Origin of the sequence: Treponema maltophilum ATCC 51939, from assembly GCF_000413055.1 — a bacterium.
Taxonomy (GTDB): Bacteria; Spirochaetota; Spirochaetia; order Treponematales; family Treponemataceae; genus Treponema_C; species Treponema_C maltophilum.
The window spans coordinates 2,183,956-2,202,225 of record NZ_KE332518.1; the positions used below are offsets into that span (position 1 = coordinate 2,183,956).

The 18,270-nt window shown below is 49.5% G+C and carries 16 protein-coding genes; 5 read left to right on the forward strand and 11 right to left on the reverse strand.

Annotated features, from left to right (window positions below; genetic code table 11):
- Nucleotides 1-49: 49 nt before the first annotated feature.
- Both HMPREF9194_RS10105 and HMPREF9194_RS10110 read left to right on the forward strand, forming a co-directional pair.
- Nucleotides 50-952 carry a DUF2156 domain-containing protein gene (locus HMPREF9194_RS10105; RefSeq protein ID WP_016526276.1) on the forward strand — a complete coding sequence of 301 codons (903 nt, stop codon included), beginning with the start codon at nt 50-52 and terminating at the stop codon, nt 950-952.
- A complete protein-coding gene (locus tag HMPREF9194_RS10110) occupies nt 949-2,265 on the forward strand; it encodes a pyridoxal-phosphate dependent enzyme (protein WP_016526277.1) in 1,317 nt (438 codons plus the stop codon). Before HMPREF9194_RS10105 ends, HMPREF9194_RS10110 begins: the two co-directional genes overlap by 4 nt.
- Before the next feature lie 98 nt (nt 2,266-2,363).
- Here the strand turns inward: HMPREF9194_RS10110 and HMPREF9194_RS10115 are convergent, their stop codons facing one another.
- The 3 genes from HMPREF9194_RS10115 to HMPREF9194_RS10125 are packed head-to-tail and all read right to left on the reverse strand — an operon-like array spanning nt 2,364 to nt 7,419.
- Nucleotides 2,364-5,897, reverse strand: a complete 3,534-nt coding sequence (locus HMPREF9194_RS10115) for an alpha-amylase family glycosyl hydrolase (protein ID WP_016526278.1) — start codon at nt 5,895-5,897, stop codon at nt 2,364-2,366.
- A 14-nt stretch (nt 5,898-5,911) separates the two neighbouring features.
- Nucleotides 5,912-7,000 carry a radical SAM protein gene (locus HMPREF9194_RS10120; protein WP_016526279.1) on the reverse strand — a complete coding sequence of 363 codons (1,089 nt, stop codon included), beginning with the start codon at nt 6,998-7,000 and terminating at the stop codon, nt 5,912-5,914.
- 8 nt (nt 7,001-7,008) lie between these two features.
- Nucleotides 7,009-7,419: a hypothetical protein gene (locus HMPREF9194_RS10125; protein ID WP_016526280.1), complete on the reverse strand. Its 411-nt coding sequence runs from the start codon at nt 7,417-7,419 to the stop codon at nt 7,009-7,011.
- Nucleotides 7,420-7,507: 88 nt separating this feature from the next.
- On the opposite strand from HMPREF9194_RS10125, the gene HMPREF9194_RS10130 reads away from it, so the two are divergent.
- Both HMPREF9194_RS10130 and HMPREF9194_RS10135 read left to right on the forward strand, forming a co-directional pair.
- On the forward strand, nt 7,508-7,954 hold the full coding sequence (locus tag HMPREF9194_RS10130) for a PTS sugar transporter subunit IIA (RefSeq protein ID WP_016526281.1): 447 nt from the start codon (nt 7,508-7,510) through the stop codon (nt 7,952-7,954).
- An 86-nt stretch (nt 7,955-8,040) separates the two neighbouring features.
- Nucleotides 8,041-8,448, forward strand: coding sequence for a hypothetical protein (locus HMPREF9194_RS10135; RefSeq protein ID WP_016526282.1), 408 nt, complete (start codon nt 8,041-8,043; stop codon nt 8,446-8,448).
- 70 nt (nt 8,449-8,518) lie between these two features.
- On the opposite strand, the gene HMPREF9194_RS10140 is transcribed toward HMPREF9194_RS10135, so the two are convergent.
- The 5 genes from HMPREF9194_RS10140 to HMPREF9194_RS10160 form a co-directional block, all read right to left on the reverse strand.
- The gene (locus HMPREF9194_RS10140) at nt 8,519-9,328 is read right to left on the reverse strand and encodes a transglycosylase SLT domain-containing protein (RefSeq protein ID WP_016526283.1); all 810 of its coding nucleotides are present in this window, start codon (nt 9,326-9,328) and stop codon (nt 8,519-8,521) included.
- 83 nt (nt 9,329-9,411) lie between these two features.
- Nucleotides 9,412-10,611: a phosphoglycerate dehydrogenase gene (locus HMPREF9194_RS10145; protein WP_016526284.1), complete on the reverse strand. Its 1,200-nt coding sequence runs from the start codon at nt 10,609-10,611 to the stop codon at nt 9,412-9,414.
- 2 nt (nt 10,612-10,613) lie between these two features.
- Nucleotides 10,614-11,720, reverse strand: coding sequence for a 3-phosphoserine/phosphohydroxythreonine transaminase (gene serC / locus HMPREF9194_RS10150; RefSeq protein WP_016526285.1), 1,107 nt, complete (start codon nt 11,718-11,720; stop codon nt 10,614-10,616).
- 11 nt (nt 11,721-11,731) lie between these two features.
- A complete protein-coding gene (locus HMPREF9194_RS10155) occupies nt 11,732-12,328 on the reverse strand; it encodes a winged-helix domain-containing protein (protein WP_016526286.1) in 597 nt (198 codons plus the stop codon).
- Nucleotides 12,329-12,452: 124 nt separating this feature from the next.
- Nucleotides 12,453-14,138 (reverse strand): DUF4153 domain-containing protein, encoded by a 1,686-nt coding sequence (locus tag HMPREF9194_RS10160; protein ID WP_016526287.1) that lies wholly within the window; start codon nt 14,136-14,138, stop codon nt 12,453-12,455.
- 136 nt (nt 14,139-14,274) lie between these two features.
- On the opposite strand from HMPREF9194_RS10160, the gene HMPREF9194_RS10165 reads away from it, so the two are divergent.
- Entirely contained in the window at nt 14,275-15,261 is a 987-nt protein-coding gene (locus HMPREF9194_RS10165) for a DUF5700 domain-containing putative Zn-dependent protease (protein WP_016526288.1), read from the forward strand.
- Nucleotides 15,262-15,387: 126 nt separating this feature from the next.
- On the opposite strand, the gene HMPREF9194_RS10170 is transcribed toward HMPREF9194_RS10165, so the two are convergent.
- From HMPREF9194_RS10170 to HMPREF9194_RS10180, 3 genes are read right to left on the reverse strand one after another with little or no spacing between them, the layout of a single operon-like run.
- Entirely contained in the window at nt 15,388-16,668 is a 1,281-nt protein-coding gene (locus tag HMPREF9194_RS10170) for a solute carrier family 23 protein (protein WP_016526289.1), read from the reverse strand.
- A gap of 38 nt (nt 16,669-16,706) precedes the next feature.
- Nucleotides 16,707-17,399 carry a metallophosphoesterase family protein gene (locus tag HMPREF9194_RS10175; RefSeq protein WP_016526290.1) on the reverse strand — a complete coding sequence of 231 codons (693 nt, stop codon included), beginning with the start codon at nt 17,397-17,399 and terminating at the stop codon, nt 16,707-16,709.
- A complete protein-coding gene (locus HMPREF9194_RS10180; RefSeq protein WP_016526291.1) occupies nt 17,396-18,220 on the reverse strand; it encodes a hypothetical protein in 825 nt (274 codons plus the stop codon). Before HMPREF9194_RS10180 ends, HMPREF9194_RS10175 begins: the two co-directional genes overlap by 4 nt.
- Between the last annotated feature and the right edge of the window lie 50 nt (nt 18,221-18,270).

Genomic DNA, 18,270 nt, shown 5'->3' on the forward strand with positions numbered 1-18,270 from the left:
GGAACTCCGCTTTTGACTTTTTGCGGAAAATGCGCTATCATTAAAGAATATGAATATCATTCCCGAGTTTCCCGAATTCGCATCCGTTTCGGCCTCAATGTATAAAGAACTCTATCCTTTTTTGAATAACTTACCCGACGGCGTTTCCGAATTTACCTTTTTAAATCTCTATCTGTACCGCGCAAAATACGATTACCGCATAAGCCGCCTTCCGCAAACGGCGGAAACGACCTTTATCGTAAACGGACGCGACAAATACGGCACCTTTTTCTTCGTCATAGGGTCACTTCCCTCAAACGAACAAATAGAAGGGCTACTTAAAACCTACGGGCGCTGGAAAAACATGGGACAAACGCATTACGACGCCTGTGCGGAATTCTTAACGAAACAGGGCTATGTTTTGCAGGAAGATCGGGACAACGAAGATTATTTATACACGAGACAAAGCCTTGCCGATTTGGCCGGCAAAGCGTTGCATAAAAAACGCAATTTGGCAAACGGATTTGAAAACGCATATAAATGGGACGTGCGGCCCTTAACCGAAAAGAATGCCGCCGACGCGGGAATCGTGCTCGACGCATGGGTTGCCGCGCGAGCCGAAGGCGACATTGCCGATTACGACCAATGCGTCAATGCGTTGGAAGTGCTGGCCGTATCGAATTTCAGCGGCTTACTCGTATATGTTGAAGACAAACCCGTCGCATGGGCATTGGGCGAATATATCGTGTCGGGAAAGGTGTTTTTAGTGCACTTTGAAAAAGGCATCGATTCGTACCGCGGCGTATATCAGTTTGTAAACCGCGCTACGGCACGCGCCCTTCCCGAAACGGTTGAATTTATAAACCGCGAACAGGACTTGGGCGACGAGGGGCTGCGGCAGGCAAAAATGACTTATCGTCCGGCCGCTTTCGTAAAAAAATATTGCGTAACATACGCGGAGGCAAAAGCGTGAAATTCGTCAGTACACGCAGTAAAACACGGCAGGTATGTTTTTCCGAAGCCGTCGTGCATTGTCTGGCGCCCGACGGGGGCTTGTATGTGCCCGCCTATTCGGAAGACTTGCGCCCGTGGATTATGTATATGGACGAAAATACGTCTTTCCGATCCGTTGCGGGCTCTTTAACGTCGGCGCTTATAAATGAAGAATTCAGCCCGATTATCAGCGAAGCGATTGCAAATCAGGCGTTTCCGTTCAGTCCGGAACTCAAACAGCTTGCCGACAATCTGTACGTGCTCGAACTGTTCCACGGGCCGTCCGGCATACACAAAGATTTCGGTATTTCATATTTGACCGCATGCCTCGAACACATTTTGCTCATGCGGGAAAAGTCGGCACTCATCGTCGCTCCGACAAGCGGAGAAACGGGCGCATCGATTGCCCGCGCTTTAAAAAATAAAAAACACGTAAAAGCGGTTTTGCTCTACCCGAAAGGAACTATGCGCGGCTTCGAACAAGCCGACTGCATATGGAACGGGGGCAACGTGTATCCGGTAGAAGTGGACGGCAACATTTCCGACTGCGTTACGCTGAGCAGGCTTTTATACGAAGACCCCGAATCGGTGCAAAAATATCGATTAACGCTTGCAAATACCGTAAATATCGGGCGGCTGTTGCCCCACACTTTTTTGTATATGTATGCGTTTTCGCGCTTGCGCAAAAAAGTATACGGCGATATTTATTATGCAATGAGTTCGAGCAATTACGGGAACTTGGCGGCAGGGCTGTACAGCTGGAAGTTTTCGCTTCCGGTAAAGGGTTTTATAACCGATTCTTCGGCGGCCCTGACCCGCGACGTGCAGGGAAAATGCTGCATGCCCGATTCGATCGTTCCGCTCGAAAAGCGCGGAAGCGCCGATCCGGCTTTGCCGTCAAACATAGAGCGCTTGGAAGAAATTTTTACGGCAAGCCCCGCGGTTATGAAAGGTTTGGTTTATACGGCCGATGTAACGGAAGACGAAGTCGCCGAATCTTTTAAGCGCCTCTTTACCGATTACCGCTACTTTGCCGATCCGGACGCCGCACGCGCATACGCCGCAGCCTGCAAAAGGCCGGACATCATCGGCACGGACGATACAACCCTTGTACTGATTGCCTCCGAAGATCCCGTTTTGCACGCGGAAAAACTTCGCCTGTGGTGCGGCGAAGAACCGCCCGCGAACAAAAAACTGCACGCGCTGTACGAACCGATTGAACCCGTAAAAAAAATCGGCGCCGAAGTCGACGCGCTCAAAAAAATTGCGGCGGAAGTATCCGCCGCATCGTAAGCGGAAAACAAACGTGCCGCAAATGTCCGAAAACCGGAAATATCTTAAAGTTAATCGCTTTCCCGCCGGTCATACCGCGCACTGTCGGCCTGTTATAATCAAACCTCGGCGTCTTGCTTTAACAAATCGATTAAAACTTCAGCCTTATAGCCGGATTTTTCAACGGCGTCCGAAACTTTTTGAGCCGTTTTTTCTATACACGCAAACGACGGTTTTTCGGCGTACAAAACCGCATAAAGAAGCGCCGCATCCTGCACCGCTTCAAGGGCTTTTTCGCGGTTAAACCAGATAACGTTTTCGAAAAGGTTGGCTCCCAAAATAAGCGGCGCTTTTTCGCTTTTTATAAGGCGTGCGAAAAAAGCGGCAATGTCGGCCGAGATATTTTTTTCCGTGTCGCCCGCGACGGTTTCGCACAAAACGTTCATCTCCTGCATGGCGGCAAGGGCGCCGTATATCGAATCGGAATCGTATCCGTATGATTTTAAAAGGCGCGCCGCTTTAAGGTCGAGCCCCCGCAAAGCAATATGCTCTTTTACCGTTTCGGCGCGGACATCAGGCATAAGTTCGTGCAAAGCGTACAGAATAAAAAAGGCTGTAAGGATTTGCGGCATAAACGCCTGCTGCGCGAGGGTTTCGTATAAACTGTGCACGCCGGCCGCGCCGCCTTTGCCGCCGGGACTGCCGGCTTTTTGCGCCGACTCGCATAAACTTACGAGTTTTTCGATACGGGCGGCAAAGGCTTCCCATGCGCTTTCCAAGGCATGCCGCTCTGCAGCCGGCTCGACAGCCGAAGCTTTTGCGCCGAGGAAATTTCGCAGCACGGTGAAATACGCAAAAGCGGCTTCTTTATGCCGTTCCAAAACGTCGCACAAGGGCAAAGGCGGCGCGCTTTGCAAATCGTCCTTCGGCTGTAAACCGGGCAGACAACGGGCTGCGATCGCGGCAAACAAATCCTTTGAAGCAAAAGAGGCAAACGCGCCGTACAGTTCTTCAAAAGCCGTATCCTTCAGTGCGTCGTCTATGCTTTCGGTTCCTTTTCCGCCCAAGCGCTCGCATAAAAGCGCGTACGGCGCGGCATTTCGGCCGGAATCGGTAGTTTTGTCGCACACTTCATAGATATTGAGCAGCACTTGGCATTCGTAGCCGTCCAACTGAACGAACATTCCGTTTTCGAATAAATCGGCGTTCGAGCGGATAAACCATAAGCCGCTCTTTTGTTCCTGAAAAATGCAGTAAAAATTCCTGTCGTTCGTTAAGCCGAGTGCCGGCGCAAAGTCTTCGGTTTTCATTTGAACGTTGCCGCCTTCTTTAACCGCAAAGGGACAGGAAACTTTTACCCGGCCGGCGGCGCGCTCGTATGCGTTGTTGTAAAACACCGCAGCTTTTTCAGAACCTTCCCGGTTTGTGTACGCAAACACGTTTTCATTTACCGCGCCTTCGTTATGCACATCGTACAGGCGGAAATGCTCCACGTCGGCAAAGAGCGAGCGCTTTTTCATAAGCGGAAAGATTTCCCGCTCATGCCTGCCGATTAAGTCGGGATTGTCGCGTTCGTCCCATTGCGCACGCGTAAATTCCATTCCGTACTTTTCGGTAAAGCCTTCTATTTGGCCGTGCCCGAACATCGGGAGACCCGGCATCGTAACCATAAGCGTGCACACGCCGAAGTATTTGTCGCCGGTTCCGAATTGAACCGCCGCCGTTTCTTCGTCGGGATTGTTCATAAAATTGACAAAGCGTTTTAAAACCTGCGGATCGAATTCAAGCGTATTTTTGATTGTGTTGCGGTATTTAAAGTTCTCTTCGGTTTTGAGCATATTCATAAAAGCGCTGTTGTACACGCGGTGCATGCCGAGCGTGCGCACAAAGTAGCCTTCCATCATCCAAAAGGCTTCGGCCAAAAGCAGCGTGTCCGGAACCTCCCGCACAACGCGGTCGACAACCTCGCGCCAAAATTCGTTCGGGATCGCTTTTTCAAAATCCTCGTTGCTCATAGCGTATTCTGCCCTGCCGGCTATGTCGCCCCCGTGCCCGGGTTCGGGGTACCACAATCTGCGTATATGCTTTTTGGCAAGCACCATCGCCGCATCGAAGCGGATAATCGGAAAATTACGCGCAACATGTAAAATTGTTTGTATAACTTCTTCGCGCGCGGCGGGATTCAAAAAATCTATTTGAGCCGTATCGTTCCACGGCATTCCGGTGCCGTCGTTCCCGTGATATATATAGCGCACATCCTGAGTTTGCATATCAACGCGTTTAAAGACGACGGCGCAGTCCGTTTTTGAATAATAATGATCTTCCAAAAAAATGCCGACGCGCCCGTCAAGCGAAAGATTTTCGCCGTTAAAACTGTAGGTCGGGAAAGGACAGTCTTTGCGCTGCATAAAAAGTTCCGGTTTTTCGACAACCCAGCGCGAATCCATTCCCGTATGATTGGGCACCATGTCCGCCGCTAGGCGGATACCCCGCTGCTGCAAGCGGGCGCGCAAATCGTTTAAAGCTTCCCAGCCGCCCAGTTCGTCGGCGATATCGTAATCGTACAAGCTGTACGCGCTTGCCGCAGCTTCGGCGTTGCCGTTTATCTGCTTGATGCGTTTGCTTGCCCAAGAACGCTTCCATATGCCGATAAGCCAAAGGCCCGTAAAACCGCGGCTCGCAAGCGCATTCAATTCTTCGTCGGGAATTTCGTCCAAACGCCGCACGGGACGACCGTATTTTTTTGAAAGCTGGTCGAGCCATACGAGAACGGTTTTTGCCATAAGAACGACGCGCGGCATCCATTCGCGGTCGGAACTGAAGCGCTCGTATTCTTTTATTAAGCTGTCGTAACTGTACGCCTGCATCGGAGGCGGCGCAAAACCGGGGCCGCCGACCCACGCGGGTTTTTCTTCTTCGGCGATAATATCCATGCCGGAAAGCAGACGGGGTACTTCCTTTTCTATAAGAGATTTCCAGCTGCGCGCAATATAATCGAGCTGACCTTTTAAACTGTTCGGACTCGCCTTTGCAGGCTCGCGCAGCATGGTAATCAAATCGGTGTGATTGGGACCGAATAAGGGCTGCGTTTTAAAAAAAGATTGCAGCAGCACCCACAGCGCCGCATATTTCGGATTTTTTGCAAGCTCCGCATCGCCGAATAAAAACAAAAACGGCGAACATGCGGGATTTTCGACCGCAATATGCAAAAGCATCCATTCTTCCAATATAAGCGCTTTATTGGGAATACCGTCCGTGCCGCCGTTTAAAAACGCTTCTATGCTCATTCCGCTGCCGTATACGGCCGCAGGCGGAAATTCGCGGCAAAAGTCGGCAAGCAGCGCATCGATCGCTTGCAAGCCGAGCGCTTTTTCGGCACTGCGCAGGGCATCGGTAAAGGCCGCAGGATTTTCGTGCCGGCAAAAGGAACGGCACACGAGGTGCTGCATTTCGTTTATCAAAGAAAGCGCGTGCAATTGCCCCGCCATAACGAATTGTCCCGCGGGCAAAAGGGTTTCCGCCTTATCGTTGATTGCTTTGGCAAGCGTCCGTATATCCCGTATATCCTCAGGATGCGCTGTGCCGCTCGGCAAAAAAAGGGCGGCGTTCAAATTGCAGATATTCCGCACGTTATTTAAAATATGCAGTTCCATAGTTACATTCTACTCTATAGCATTGAATTTGTAAAACCGTTTTTCCAGTGCCACACGGGAGTCGCCAAACTGTTCGAAAAAGGCTGAACGCGGCTGAAGTCCGGAAGCCACGAATCGTCGTTTTCCAGTTCCTGATAAAACAAATAGTCAAAATCGTAGTCATGTATGAGTTGTTTGATGTATTCGAATTCGTCCCGATTGATAAAGCGATCGGGGAAATTTTGCTGCGTTCCGTTTTTTACGACAGGCGTATACTGACTCATGAGCGAAATGCACGCTTTTCCGTCCGCGTGTTCTTTAAGCCAATCCAAAACCTTAACCGTATTGTCAAGGCAGCCGGGCATAACCAAATGGCGCACGATAACGCCCGACACCATTTTTTCCGCTCCTTCCGTATTTTCGTCGTTTACCGCATTTTCGACGTCCGCCGCGCTGCCCGCACGTTTGCTCTTTTCCGCATCTGCGCATTTTTCACTGCGCGCCTCTTTTCGGCCGGATTGCACACGCCGCGTTGTAACAGGCTCAAAGCGCAAGGGCGCAAGCTCTATCATGTGCCGTATCGCTTTTTTTGCCGTCCGTGCGTAATCGCCTGTGCCGAGCAGCGCTTCGCTCGCAGCCGAACCGAAGGCCTTTAAATCGGGCAGCCAAATATCCGTAACCGGCGCAAGCATGTCGATCGCATCAACGCTTTCATATGCGGAAGAATTCCAGCACACGGGAATTCCGAGCCCTTCTTTTTTTGACTGCGTGAGAAAAGAAGCGATGGCAGGGATCGCATGGCTGCCGGTAACGATATTGATGTTTTCGGCACCCGCCTGTTCGAGCGCCGAACATATGCGGCAAAACTCTTTGCAGTCGACAATCTTTCCCATTCCTTCCCGCGAAATCTGATAGTTTTGGCAAAAACCACAGCCCAAATTGCAGCCGCTTATAAAAATCGTTCCGGAGCCGCCCTTTCCCGTAAGCGGCGGCTCTTCGCCGAAATGCAGGCATGCCGAAGCGATTTTCAAATCGGCCGTTTCTTTGCAAAAACCCGTTTGTCCCGCAGTGCGGTTTACGCTGCAGCAGCGCGGACACAGGGTGCACGACGTATACGCATTCATGAGGACGTTTATAAAATTTTTTTTGCGACGAATATCGACATTAAAGCCGAAAGTCTGTCCATGGGTAATTCTTCGGCTTCGTAATTGACCATGTCGCACAGTTCCCGCCAATCCCGCTCGGAAAAAACTCCGTCTTCGGTACCATCGGCATAGGTTCCGTCAAGAATTTCGGCAGCGGTTAAAAGCCATGCTATATGTCGTTCACTCGGTTCGCTTTCGGGATGTTCGGAATTCTCAATGCGCGTCCGAAGCCAATAATCGGCTATCTGCGCACTCAACGTGCCCATATCGGTATACAGCGACGCAAAATAATCGGCGACAGACTTTGCGGCACGCTTTCCGTCGTATGCGGTGCCTGCACCTCGTTCGTGTTTAATGCGGCGTTTAATGTCCGCATGTAATTTTTGAATATCATCCATATCGTAAATATATCATATTTTAAAGAAAATTTGTTGAAAACACGATTTTATCCTTGACTTTTAGCAAAACAACCCGTAGAATATATGTATGAATTTACGAACTGTTTTAACACCGGAAACCGTTGAGCTCCATTTAAAGGGCACAACAAAAGAGCAGATCATCGATGAGATGCTGGAAATTCTGATTAAAGCAGGCAAGGTGACGGATAAAGCCGCCGCTCTTGAATGCGTCCTTGACCGCGAAAGGAAAATGTCCACGGGCATGAAGCACGGAATCGCCATTCCGCACGGAAAAACCGATACGGTAAGCGATTTGGTCGCCTGTATCGGCATTTCGGACAATCCCGTCGATTTCGATTCGCTCGATCAGGAGCCGTGCCGGATTTTCATTATGACCCTGTCTCCCGTAAACAAAACGGGGCCGCACCTTCAGTTTTTAGCCGAAGTAAGCTTGTTGTTCAAAAGTGCGGACAAGCGGCAGGAAATACTGAAAACAAACGATAAAGCCGAAGTTATCAGGATTTTGACCGAATAAGTTTTTCGGCAAATTGACAGTTTTTACCAATCAAACAACAGCCGCTGTTCTTTTCGGGCAGCGGTTTCTTTTTTAAAGAGGTTCGCGTGGAATACGAAATAAAACCGATTTTTTGGGATGAAGTCGAGCCGGAATGCGAAACATACAATGAAGCTTTTTTGGCATCGCTGCGCACTGAATTAAAAGAATGGGAAACAAACGGCGCAAAAGCAGCGTCAATCCTGCTCGATCCGCGCTTTTATTCGGGTAAAGGGAACTTTTGGGCCTGCGGCGAAAAAAAAGACGCCGCCTTATTCGAATCGTTTACCGCGGCAATGCTGCACGCCGCGCGCCGGCTCAAAGACTGCGCCGCAATCGCCGGCTTTATACTGCCCGACTTTCAAAGCGATTGGGAAACCCTTGCTCAAGCGGGGCTTGAAGATTCATGCGTAGAAAGTTTTAAAGCGGCCTTTGCAAAAAAGCACGGACACTACGAATTCGTGCGTCGGCGATAGCAGGCGCGCATCAGGTCAAAAGCGAAGACCGCCGCAAAACAATAAACTGATTGCCCGCCTTACGCTCTTTTCAGCGCTTTCCGGCATAGGCGAGCGCATTGGCGTCTTTGCCGCTGCGGAACACGGAAGCGACTTTAACGTCGAACATATCTTCCAAGCCGCGCTTGTACGTTATAATGTTCGAAATATGGTTTAAAGTCATCTGAGGCGTTCCGTTGCTGCGCACGCGGTGCGTTCCCGCATTGTACATCGCAAGGGCCGAAATTTCGTTTCCGCCGGTATCGAGGCAATAGCGCAAAAACGCCAAGCCTTGTTTGGCGCTTATGTACGGATTAAAAAAGTCCTCTTCGGAAAAGCCGGGAAAAGCCTGACTGTTCAATTGAAACAAGCCGCGGTCAACGGACGCGTTCTTATTCCCGTTGACGGCTTGCACCTTGTAGCGGCTTTCGTTAAACGCGAGCGAAAAAGCCAAAGACAGCGGAATATCATATAAATCGGCGTACTCGAGAATAGCCAGCGTTACGTCGCGGTCGCCGGTAATTTCCTCATAAAAGGAAACGACGGCATTGCGCGAAATAAGCTTGCGGTACATTTCAAGTCCGGAATCCGTTTGGGCTCCTTTCGTACTTATTTCCTGATGGAAGGCCGACTGATTCAGCGCGTATTCAAGCGGCTTTCCGGGAACTGCGGCTTGGTTTTGAGCGCCGCTTTCAAGCCAGTCCTGTTCGGTACGGATGTCCGCATCGGCTTTACCGACTACGATTGTCTGCGGAATAAAAAAACCGACGCACAGCGCGGCTGCAAAAAAGAGCAAAATAAAAATCATCGGTCCGGCAAAGATTCCCGCCGCATTGCCGCCATTCATTTTAGTCAAATGCATAATAAAGCTCCATTTTTTATATGCAGTTAATATACAAAAAAATGCACGTTTTGGCAATGCAAAACGGAGAAATTTGTTGCGGTTTATATCGTTTTTATACTGTTTTCCGCATTTGTTATAAGCCGGACGCTGATAATGCCTTCGATTGTCGATATTTTTTCGGCAACTTCCGCAGCGGGAATTCCTTCTATATCGATAATATTATACGCAAGTTCGGCGCGGTTTTGATTTATCATCGCAAAAATATTGTGGTGCGCTTCGGCCAATACGGTCGTGATTTGCCCTACCATGTTCGGAATGTTTTTGTTCGCGATGCAAAGTCTGGTGCCGCCGGCGGGAATGTCGCCTTCGATTTTGCATTTGGGAAAATTGACCGAATTTTCAACGGTACCTTTTTCCATAAAATCGCGCAATTCGGTAACGGCCATAACGGCGCAGTTTTCTTCGGCTTCGGGAGTGGATGCCCCCAAGTGCGGAAGACAAATAATATTTTCGACGCCCAAAAGTTCTTCGTCGGGAAAATCGGTTACAAAGCAGGCAACGCGGCCGTCTTTTACGGCGGCGCACATATCGGCGTTTACCACCAAGCCGCCGCGCGCAAAATTCAATATGCGTACGCCCCGCTTTACGATTTTTAAACGCTCGGCATTTATCAACCCTTTTGTGTCGGCCGTTTGCGGAATATGCAAACTGATATAGTCGCAGCGGCTCAATAAGCTGTCGAGGTTTTCCGCTTTTTTGACGTCTTTATTCAGCGACCACGCCGAATCGACCGAAATAAACGGATCGTAGCCGATAACGCGCATACCCAAATCCACGGCGGCGTTTGCAACCATTACACCGATCGCACCCAAGCCGATTACGCCCAGCCGCTTGCCCCGCAGTTCGGGGCCGATAAACTGCGCTTTGCCCTTTTCGGCCGCACCGGGAATGTCGGCGCCGCCGCGCAGGTTTTCGGTCCAGCGGTTCGCCGCGATAACGGGCCGGCTCGAAAACAGCAGGGCCGCGACGGTCAGTTCTTTTACCGCGTTTGCGTTTGCACCCGGCGTATTGAAAACCGCAACACCCCGCTCCGTTAAAGCGGCAACGGGAATGTTGTTCGTTCCCGCGCCGGCGCGCGCAACGGCTTTTACGCTCGGCGGAATATTCATCGTATGCATATCGGCCGAACGCACGATAAGAGCGTCGGGATTCGGAATTTCCGATGCCGCTTCATACAAATCGCGCGGAAACAGTTCAAGCCCCTTGGGCGATATTTTGTTTAAGGTTTGTATTTTGTACATAGTCAAAGATTCTCCTTTCCGAACCGTTCCATAAACGCGATGAGCGCTTTTACGCCGCCGATGTCCATCGCATTGTACAACGACGCCCGCATGCCGCCGACCAAGCGGTGTCCTGCAAGGTTTACCAAGCCTTCTTTTTCCGCTTCGGCAACAAAGCGTTTATTCAGCGCGGCGGCTTTTTCGACGTCCGTTTCCGTAGTTAAAAAAGGAATGTTCATAATCGAGCGGCTGTTCTTTTCGACGGGCGCTTTATAATATTTGCCGTTGTCGATGTAATCGTACAAAAGCCGCGCTTTTTCGGTATTGCGCGCTTTCATGCCGTCAACGCCGCCGTTTTTTTCGATCCATTGCAGCACGAGGCCCATTATATAGATGTTCCAGCACGGCGGCGTATTGTACATGGACGCGTTTTCCGCGTGAGTTTTATAACTGAGCATGGTCGGCGTTTCGGGAACCGCACTTTCGCCGATAAGGTCTTTCCTGATAATGACGAGGGTAACGCCGGCCGGCGCAAGGTTTTTTTGCGCGCCCGCATACAAAAGGCCGAATTTCGATACATCGAGCGGTTCGGATAAAATGCAGCTTGAAATATCCGACACGAGCGGGAAAGCAGAGCCGTCGGAGGCGCGCGTTTCGGGAATATGAGCCCAGCGAGTTCCCATAATCGTATTGTTCAGCGTAATGTGCGCGTAATCGTAATCGCCGGCAATCGTTTTTACGTCGGGAATATACGTAAAGTTTTTATCGGCCGAAGAAGCGGTTTCGTCGGCTTGCACATATTTTTTCGCTTCGGCTAAAGCTTTTTTTGCCCACACGCCGGTATTCACGTATGCGGCCTTTCCTTTCTTTTTCAAATTCATCGGAACCATCGCAAATTGCGTACTCGCCCCGCCCTGCAAAAAAAGCACCGCAAAATCATCGCCTATGCGCATAAGTTTTCGCAGCCGGCTTTCGGCATCGGCGATAATCGGCTCGAACGTCTTTGAGCGGTGGCTCATTTCCATAACGCTTTGCCCGCTTCCGTTCCAATCTTCCATATCGGACGCAGCTTTGCGCAGCACTTCTTCGGGCAAAACGGACGGCCCCGCCGAAAAATTATAAACCCTCATACTACCCCCTTTTACTCCGATGCCAGATTCTGCAAAGAACCGAGCAGCGAAAGATTTTCTACCTTTGTTTTTCCGTGCGGCACCGGTACCGCACAGCCGTAATTCACAATCCCTTTAATGCCGCAGTGTACAAGTCGGTTTACAAGGCCCTGCGCGTCTTTTTCGTCCGGCGTAACGATCGCATACTCTATGTTTTCGCCTCCGATAACCCTTTCCAAGCGCGCCGAAGGATACAGAGGAAACGGAGCGCGCACAGTTTCGACGCGGTTTAAGCTTGAATCGAAACCGGCCGTTACGACAAAGGGCGACGACAAAAGGAGACCGCTTTCCGTAAGCGCTTGCGCAAAAAGCCCCAAACCGATGATACAGCATTTTTTTATCTCGTTTTGCGGAACCAAAAGCGTTTGAAGGGCTTTTAAAAGTTCCGGTCGCTTGTAGCCGTTCGACGCGCCGCACAAATCCAAATACGAAATATCCTTGCGCACCGTCGCATCCGTCCGGCCCGTCATACGGCTAAGGTCGAGCGACGTAAGGGTGTCGGCATCGAGCGCCGGCAGCAATTGCGCAAGCTGAATAAGACGCTTCCGCGCCGGTTCCGGAATATGCATAAGCCTCCGATATTGTGAAAAATATCACGATACACAACAACATTATAAGTGAATTTTTTGAAAGCGTCAACAGAAAAAGAACCAAATTCGTGTAAAACAGATAAAAACACGGCTTTATTGTGAATTAATTCACAAAGCTTTGCTGTTTTATCAGTATAAAACCTTCAAATTGATAGCTTATGAGACCCTTGCGTTCCTCATCGTACAAATAATTCGCACTTGTTATGAACAGCAGCGTTTCACTGTCGAGTTCAATGCTGAAGTCTTCACCGTTTTCGGGTACAGCAAGCAAGTCGTCAAAAATATCGTATTTTGTTCTTTCTACCCATAGCGGAACTTCGGTATACACCGTACCGTCTTTGGACTTCCGGACGGATTGCGCTGTCGGCACCATAAACGAATAGGATGATATATCGAGCGCATATTTCCTCCATTTGTAAGACTTATGAACTTCATTGTCCGGTCTGTCGTTCGACTGCGGAAAACCGAAAACGGTTTGGGGGTCCGAATTGTCGGAAAGAGCGTCAGCGCCGCCGTAAGCAGCCTTATGTTCGCTCAAAAGTTCGTTGTATGCGCTGACCATCGCCCGGCGCTGTTCCTGCGGAATTCGGGCTATAGCGGATGCTTCAGGCTTTGCAAACCGCCCGCTCGCGTAATAGCCGTACTCGTGCAAAAGTTTTTCAAGCCGTGCCCTTTGTTCCATAGAGGGAACGCGATTCAAGCTCAAGGGCGTAAGGGTCGATACGGCGCACAAAAACGCGGCACAAAGCAGCCACACGCGAGGTGCATTTTTTTTAAGCAATACGGCCGCAATAAAACACAAAACCGAAACCGTGTACAATATTCCCGCCCAGCGGGCATCGGTCAATCCGTAGGCTTCAAAGCGGATCCATATTGCAATAAGCTGGGCCGCAATGCAGGGCAGCATCACAAAGGCTCCCACCTTATAAAAAAAGGAGGTCGCGCGGCAGGGAAAGGCCTTTAACGTACAATAAAAAAAGAGGTAAAAAGCCGTTGCCAGCGACACAAAGATATTTATCTGTCCGCCCGGCATATTCCACGTAAAAAGGATTTTTGCCAAATACACGTACAGCACGACAATATAAATCACGTAGACGGGAAAAGCCGCATACAGTACAAGCGCCTTATACATATGCGCCACGGGATATTCGTTTTTTTCAAAGGACAACTGTGATAAAAACACGTTCGCGGCTACAAGAGCTTGCGAAAAAACGGAGATCAACGACAGATATTCTTCGACATTTTCTATCGGGACGATGAGTTCGTTGACCGCCCAAAGGCTTATAAACAGGCCGAAAGAAACGATAAAAGCAATCCATTCGGCGAAAACGGCCGCTTTGAGTATGTGCAAAAAAACGGTTTTTTCGTTGAACTCGGTTATACAAAGATACAGCGCAATAAAAATACAAATACAGATAATGCCCCAATACGCAAGCGAAGCATAATTGAACTCATTCGTTTTTCGGGCAAGAAAAAAACCGGGAAGCCACAGTGCGGCCGAAAACACGTAGAGCGCAATACGGATTTTCCGCGAAAACGAAAAGCGCAGTGCGGTAAGGGTTCCTGCCGTACAGGTAAGAAATGCGAACGCCGAAGCAAAAGCCGCCTGCAGTGCGGTATCACGTAAAGTAGAAACGGTATTTTCGGCTTCGCCTTGCACCTGAGGTGCAAACAAAAAAATCACCGAACTTACAAAAACCGCAAAAGTGAAAAATACCGAAAGCGGAAAACGGCGTATTCCCGAGAGCGTGCGGTTTATAAAACACTTAAAAGAATCTTTTATGCTCATGACACCATTGTAACCGCCGGCGCAATTTTTGTCAAAAGATACAAATAATTCCCGCGTTGACACAAAAAGAATTTTATATAATTATTATTCTGATATTCTTATATCGCTAAATAAATATTTAATCGGGAGAAAAAAAATGAAAAAGATTGCGATTGCCGTGCTTGTACTTTGCGCGGGCTTACTCGTGCCGATTTTGGCGGCGGAAAGGAAGGCCGAAATTCAAAACGCGCACTTCGTTTTGGCTGACAAAGAGAAAGGTAAAGAGCTGCTTTTAATCGAGGACGATTTTACAAACGCTTTAACGCCGTTCGATATGTCGGCACGGTTAAAAACGGCAAAGTCCGTTACAAAAAAACAATACTTTGATTTTATAAAAGAGCAAACATTGGACTGGCAGGAGGACGAAAAGAATCTGCTGAACGGTGTTTTTACCGAAATTAAAAATCTTTTAAAAGATTATAAAATCGAAGTGCCTGAAATCGTTTATCTTGTAAAAACGACCGGACACGAAGAAGGCAATTCGGCGTACTGCCGGAATTTAAATGTTATCGTTTTTGCGCAATCGATGCTGAATATCGATAAGGAGGATTTATCGGAATTATGCTTGCACGAACTGTTCCATATTTATTCACGAAATAATTTGGATGTGCGCGAAAAATTGTATAATCACATCGGATTTTATAAAACCGGCAAACTTTCAATTCCCGACAATATCAACAAAAACAAAATAACGAATCCCGACGCACCTGCAAATAATTATTATTTTAAAGCCGAAATAAACAGCGAAAAAACCGATGTGATGCCGCTGCTTTTGGCGACGGGCCCGTATGACGAAACCAAAGGCGGAGAGTTTTTCAACTATATGCGGCTGCTCTTTTTTGCCGTAGATACCGGAAAAGACGGATGCACCCTGCACGTCGAAAACGGAAAGTATGCAGTTTTTCCGCTGAGCAGGATTTCAAACTATTTTGAAAAAGTAGGAAAAAACACGGAGTATATTATTCATGCCGAAGAAATTCTTGCCGATAATTTTGTGATTCTTGCCAAAGACAAAAAAGACATACAAAGTCCCTACGTTATAGACGACATGAAAAGCATACTTAAAAAAACGGCCGGACGGTAGGTCCCGCCCGGCTCGATTTTAGAACCGGAGCTGCCCTTTGTAAAGTTTTCAATAACTTCCAGGGCAGCCTCCGGTTTCCTTGATATAATATGCTACCGGTGCGCCTTAGCTAAAGCACAGCGCAGTTTAGGCGCTTTTACCGTTTTTGTTCGGGATAACGAGGTTCAGCAAAATACCGACGACCGTTGCAAGCGCAACGCCGCCGAGGGCGAAATGGAATCCTCCGCCGACATCAAACTGCAAAATGCCGCCGCCTATACCGATAACCATGATAACCGACGATATGGTAAGGTTGCGTTTATCTTTATAATCGACGCCGCTTTCGACGATTGTGCGCAGTCCGCTCGAAGCGATAAGTCCGTACAAGAGCATAGAAATACCGCCCATAACGGGGCCGGGAATTGTTTGAATAATCGCACCGAACTTTTGGATAAAGGATAACAGCACGGCAATTACCGCCGCCCCGCCGATAACCCATACGCTGTACACTTTTGTAATTGCCATAACGCCGATGTTTTCGCCGTAGGTAGTGTTGGGCGGGCCTCCCCACAGAGCAGCCCAGGTTGTGGCAAGCCCGTCGCCGAGTAAGGTGCGGTGCAAGCCGGGATCTTTATAAAAATCGCGCCCGACCACTTTCGACGTAACCATCGTGTCGCCCAAGTGTTCGCAGATGGTTGCAAGCGAAACGATGATAAAGGTCAGCACGGGGACGAAGCCGAATTTGGGCAAAGCAAAGGACGGGGCGCCGAACCACGCGGCATTGCGCACGACGCTGAAGTCGATAATCGCATACGCGGGGAAAAAGAATCCCATAATCAGCGTAAAAAGATAGCCGCCGACAAGACCGATTAAAATCGAAATGGTGTTGAAAAAGCCTTTCAAAAACACGCTCGCGATAATGGCGATTGCAAGGGTTACCAAGGCGATCGAAAAGTACACGAGCGAATATTCGCCGTTCGCGCCGTACATTGCCGAGCGCATCGCCGTCGGCGCAAGGTTCAAGCCGATAACGATAATGACCGAACCGATAACGACCGGAGGCAACGCCTTATCGAGCCATTTTGTTCCCGCAACTTTTACAAGCGCGGCGACAACGGCATAAAAAATACCGGCGCAAAAAGCCCCGCCGAGTGCATAAGGCATTCCGTATGCAGCGGCAATGGCCGTCAACGCCGGTATAAAGGCAAAGGACGAACCTAAAAAAGCCGGTACCTTCGCGCCTGTAATTAAAATATACAGCAGCGTTCCGGTACCGGCTGTAAATAGCGCCGTTGAAGGACTTAGTCCCGTCAACAGCGGAACAAGCACGGTCGCTCCGAACATGGCGAATACGTGCTGAAAACTGAGCGGTATCCACCGCGACAATCCGGGACGATCGGAAGGTCCCAAAACCTGATGTGTACTCATTGTACGCTCTCCCCTGCCGCTTTTGCGGCTTTATGTATTTATAGTGCCAATGGCAGTATGTCTATCGCGCCGAATAAGCCTTCGCGTATTTCAAAAAATTCAATATGAAAGCGTTCCCTGCCGCCGGGGAAGCTCACAACCGCAAACGAGGGCGGAAAACGATCGCGGGGATTTACGCAGCTTCCCGGATTAAGGATGAGCGTTCCGTCGTGTTCTTCCCAAAACAGACGATGCGTGTGTCCGAAAAACACCAAGTCGGCATCCATTGTATACGCCGAAGACGAAAGCGTTTCGGTCCCCAAATCGACGCCGTGTTTGTGGCCGTGAGCAACGAAAACGGTGCGTCCCGCCGCGCTGAACCTCAGCCATTGGGGCGCCGCCAATTTTCGGTGTGCGTCAAAGGTTCGATCTTCGTCTTCTTTTACCGTAATCGGATACGTGTCGGCGTCGCCGTTGCCGCGAACCGCCGCAATAACGGGCGGCAGTGCGTCTTTTAATTTATCGTCGTCGGCAGCATCTTCAATACAGGCGGCAATGTCGCAAAAGCCGTCGCCGCAAAACACCAGCGCGTCGGCATCGGTGCCGCATTGCAGAATAATATGCTTTACGGTATCGATGGCGCCGTGGCTGTCGGAAAGGACAAGCAATCGCGCCTGTTCTTTGTTTTCCAGCTCGGCAACCGCTTCGGCGGAACCGATAAGCATCGAATCCTGCTGTACCAATGAGTTCATTGTTTTTCCCTCGGAATTCCTTCCAACACATAATGATTTTTAGATCTCAAGCCGGTAACGGGATCGGTATAGATGACAAGGTTGCAGCCGGTTTGCTTAAAAAATTCTCTTCGAAGTGACGGTATGAGCATGGGGCTTTCCTTCATTTCGCTCCAATTCAACAGTACCTGTATGAGCGGCGAAAGCACGGCTCCGAAATCGCCCTTGTATTCCAAATCGGCATCTTCGGCAGAATCGTGAGCAACGTCGGCATCGTTTTTAAGCGGAGCGGTCCGGTAATCGATAACCAAATCCGAGCCGGCTTCGGTACCCAACACGTCGTCCTGCGGAAAAACGGAGAAAACGGGAATTTCGGCACCGATGTCCTGCAGCGCGGCAAGCACCGAATGTATGCCCTGCGGAGCGCCGATCGTAATAAAAGCCGAAAGCTCCCCGCGTTCACGCAGTTCGGTCAATTTGGACGAAAGCGATGCCGTCCTGATTTTACCGGCAACCGTTACGTCTTCGGGATAGGATAAAATCGATATGATTCCGCCGTTTTGAAAAAGTCCGTAGGTGCGGTCGAGATAATCGGTCAGCTTTTGCTTTTTTTCGGCATCCGTAAAGTCATGCCCCAAAAATAGGACAATATTGCGTAAGCCTGCATGATGAGCCGAAGCTACGGCGGAGGAATCGGTGCGGATCCCTTTTTCTTCGGATTCGGATTTTGCGGTTTTATTCGAACAAGACAAAGAAAAGAAAAGGAAAAAAGCGACCGGAACAAGCACTGCCCTTTTATTTAAAAGCCGAAAAAAACTGTACGGATATCTCCTTTTTTCCACACGTTCATCTTATCACAGTACGAAAAAAATGAAAAGGGGGCGGAGTGAAT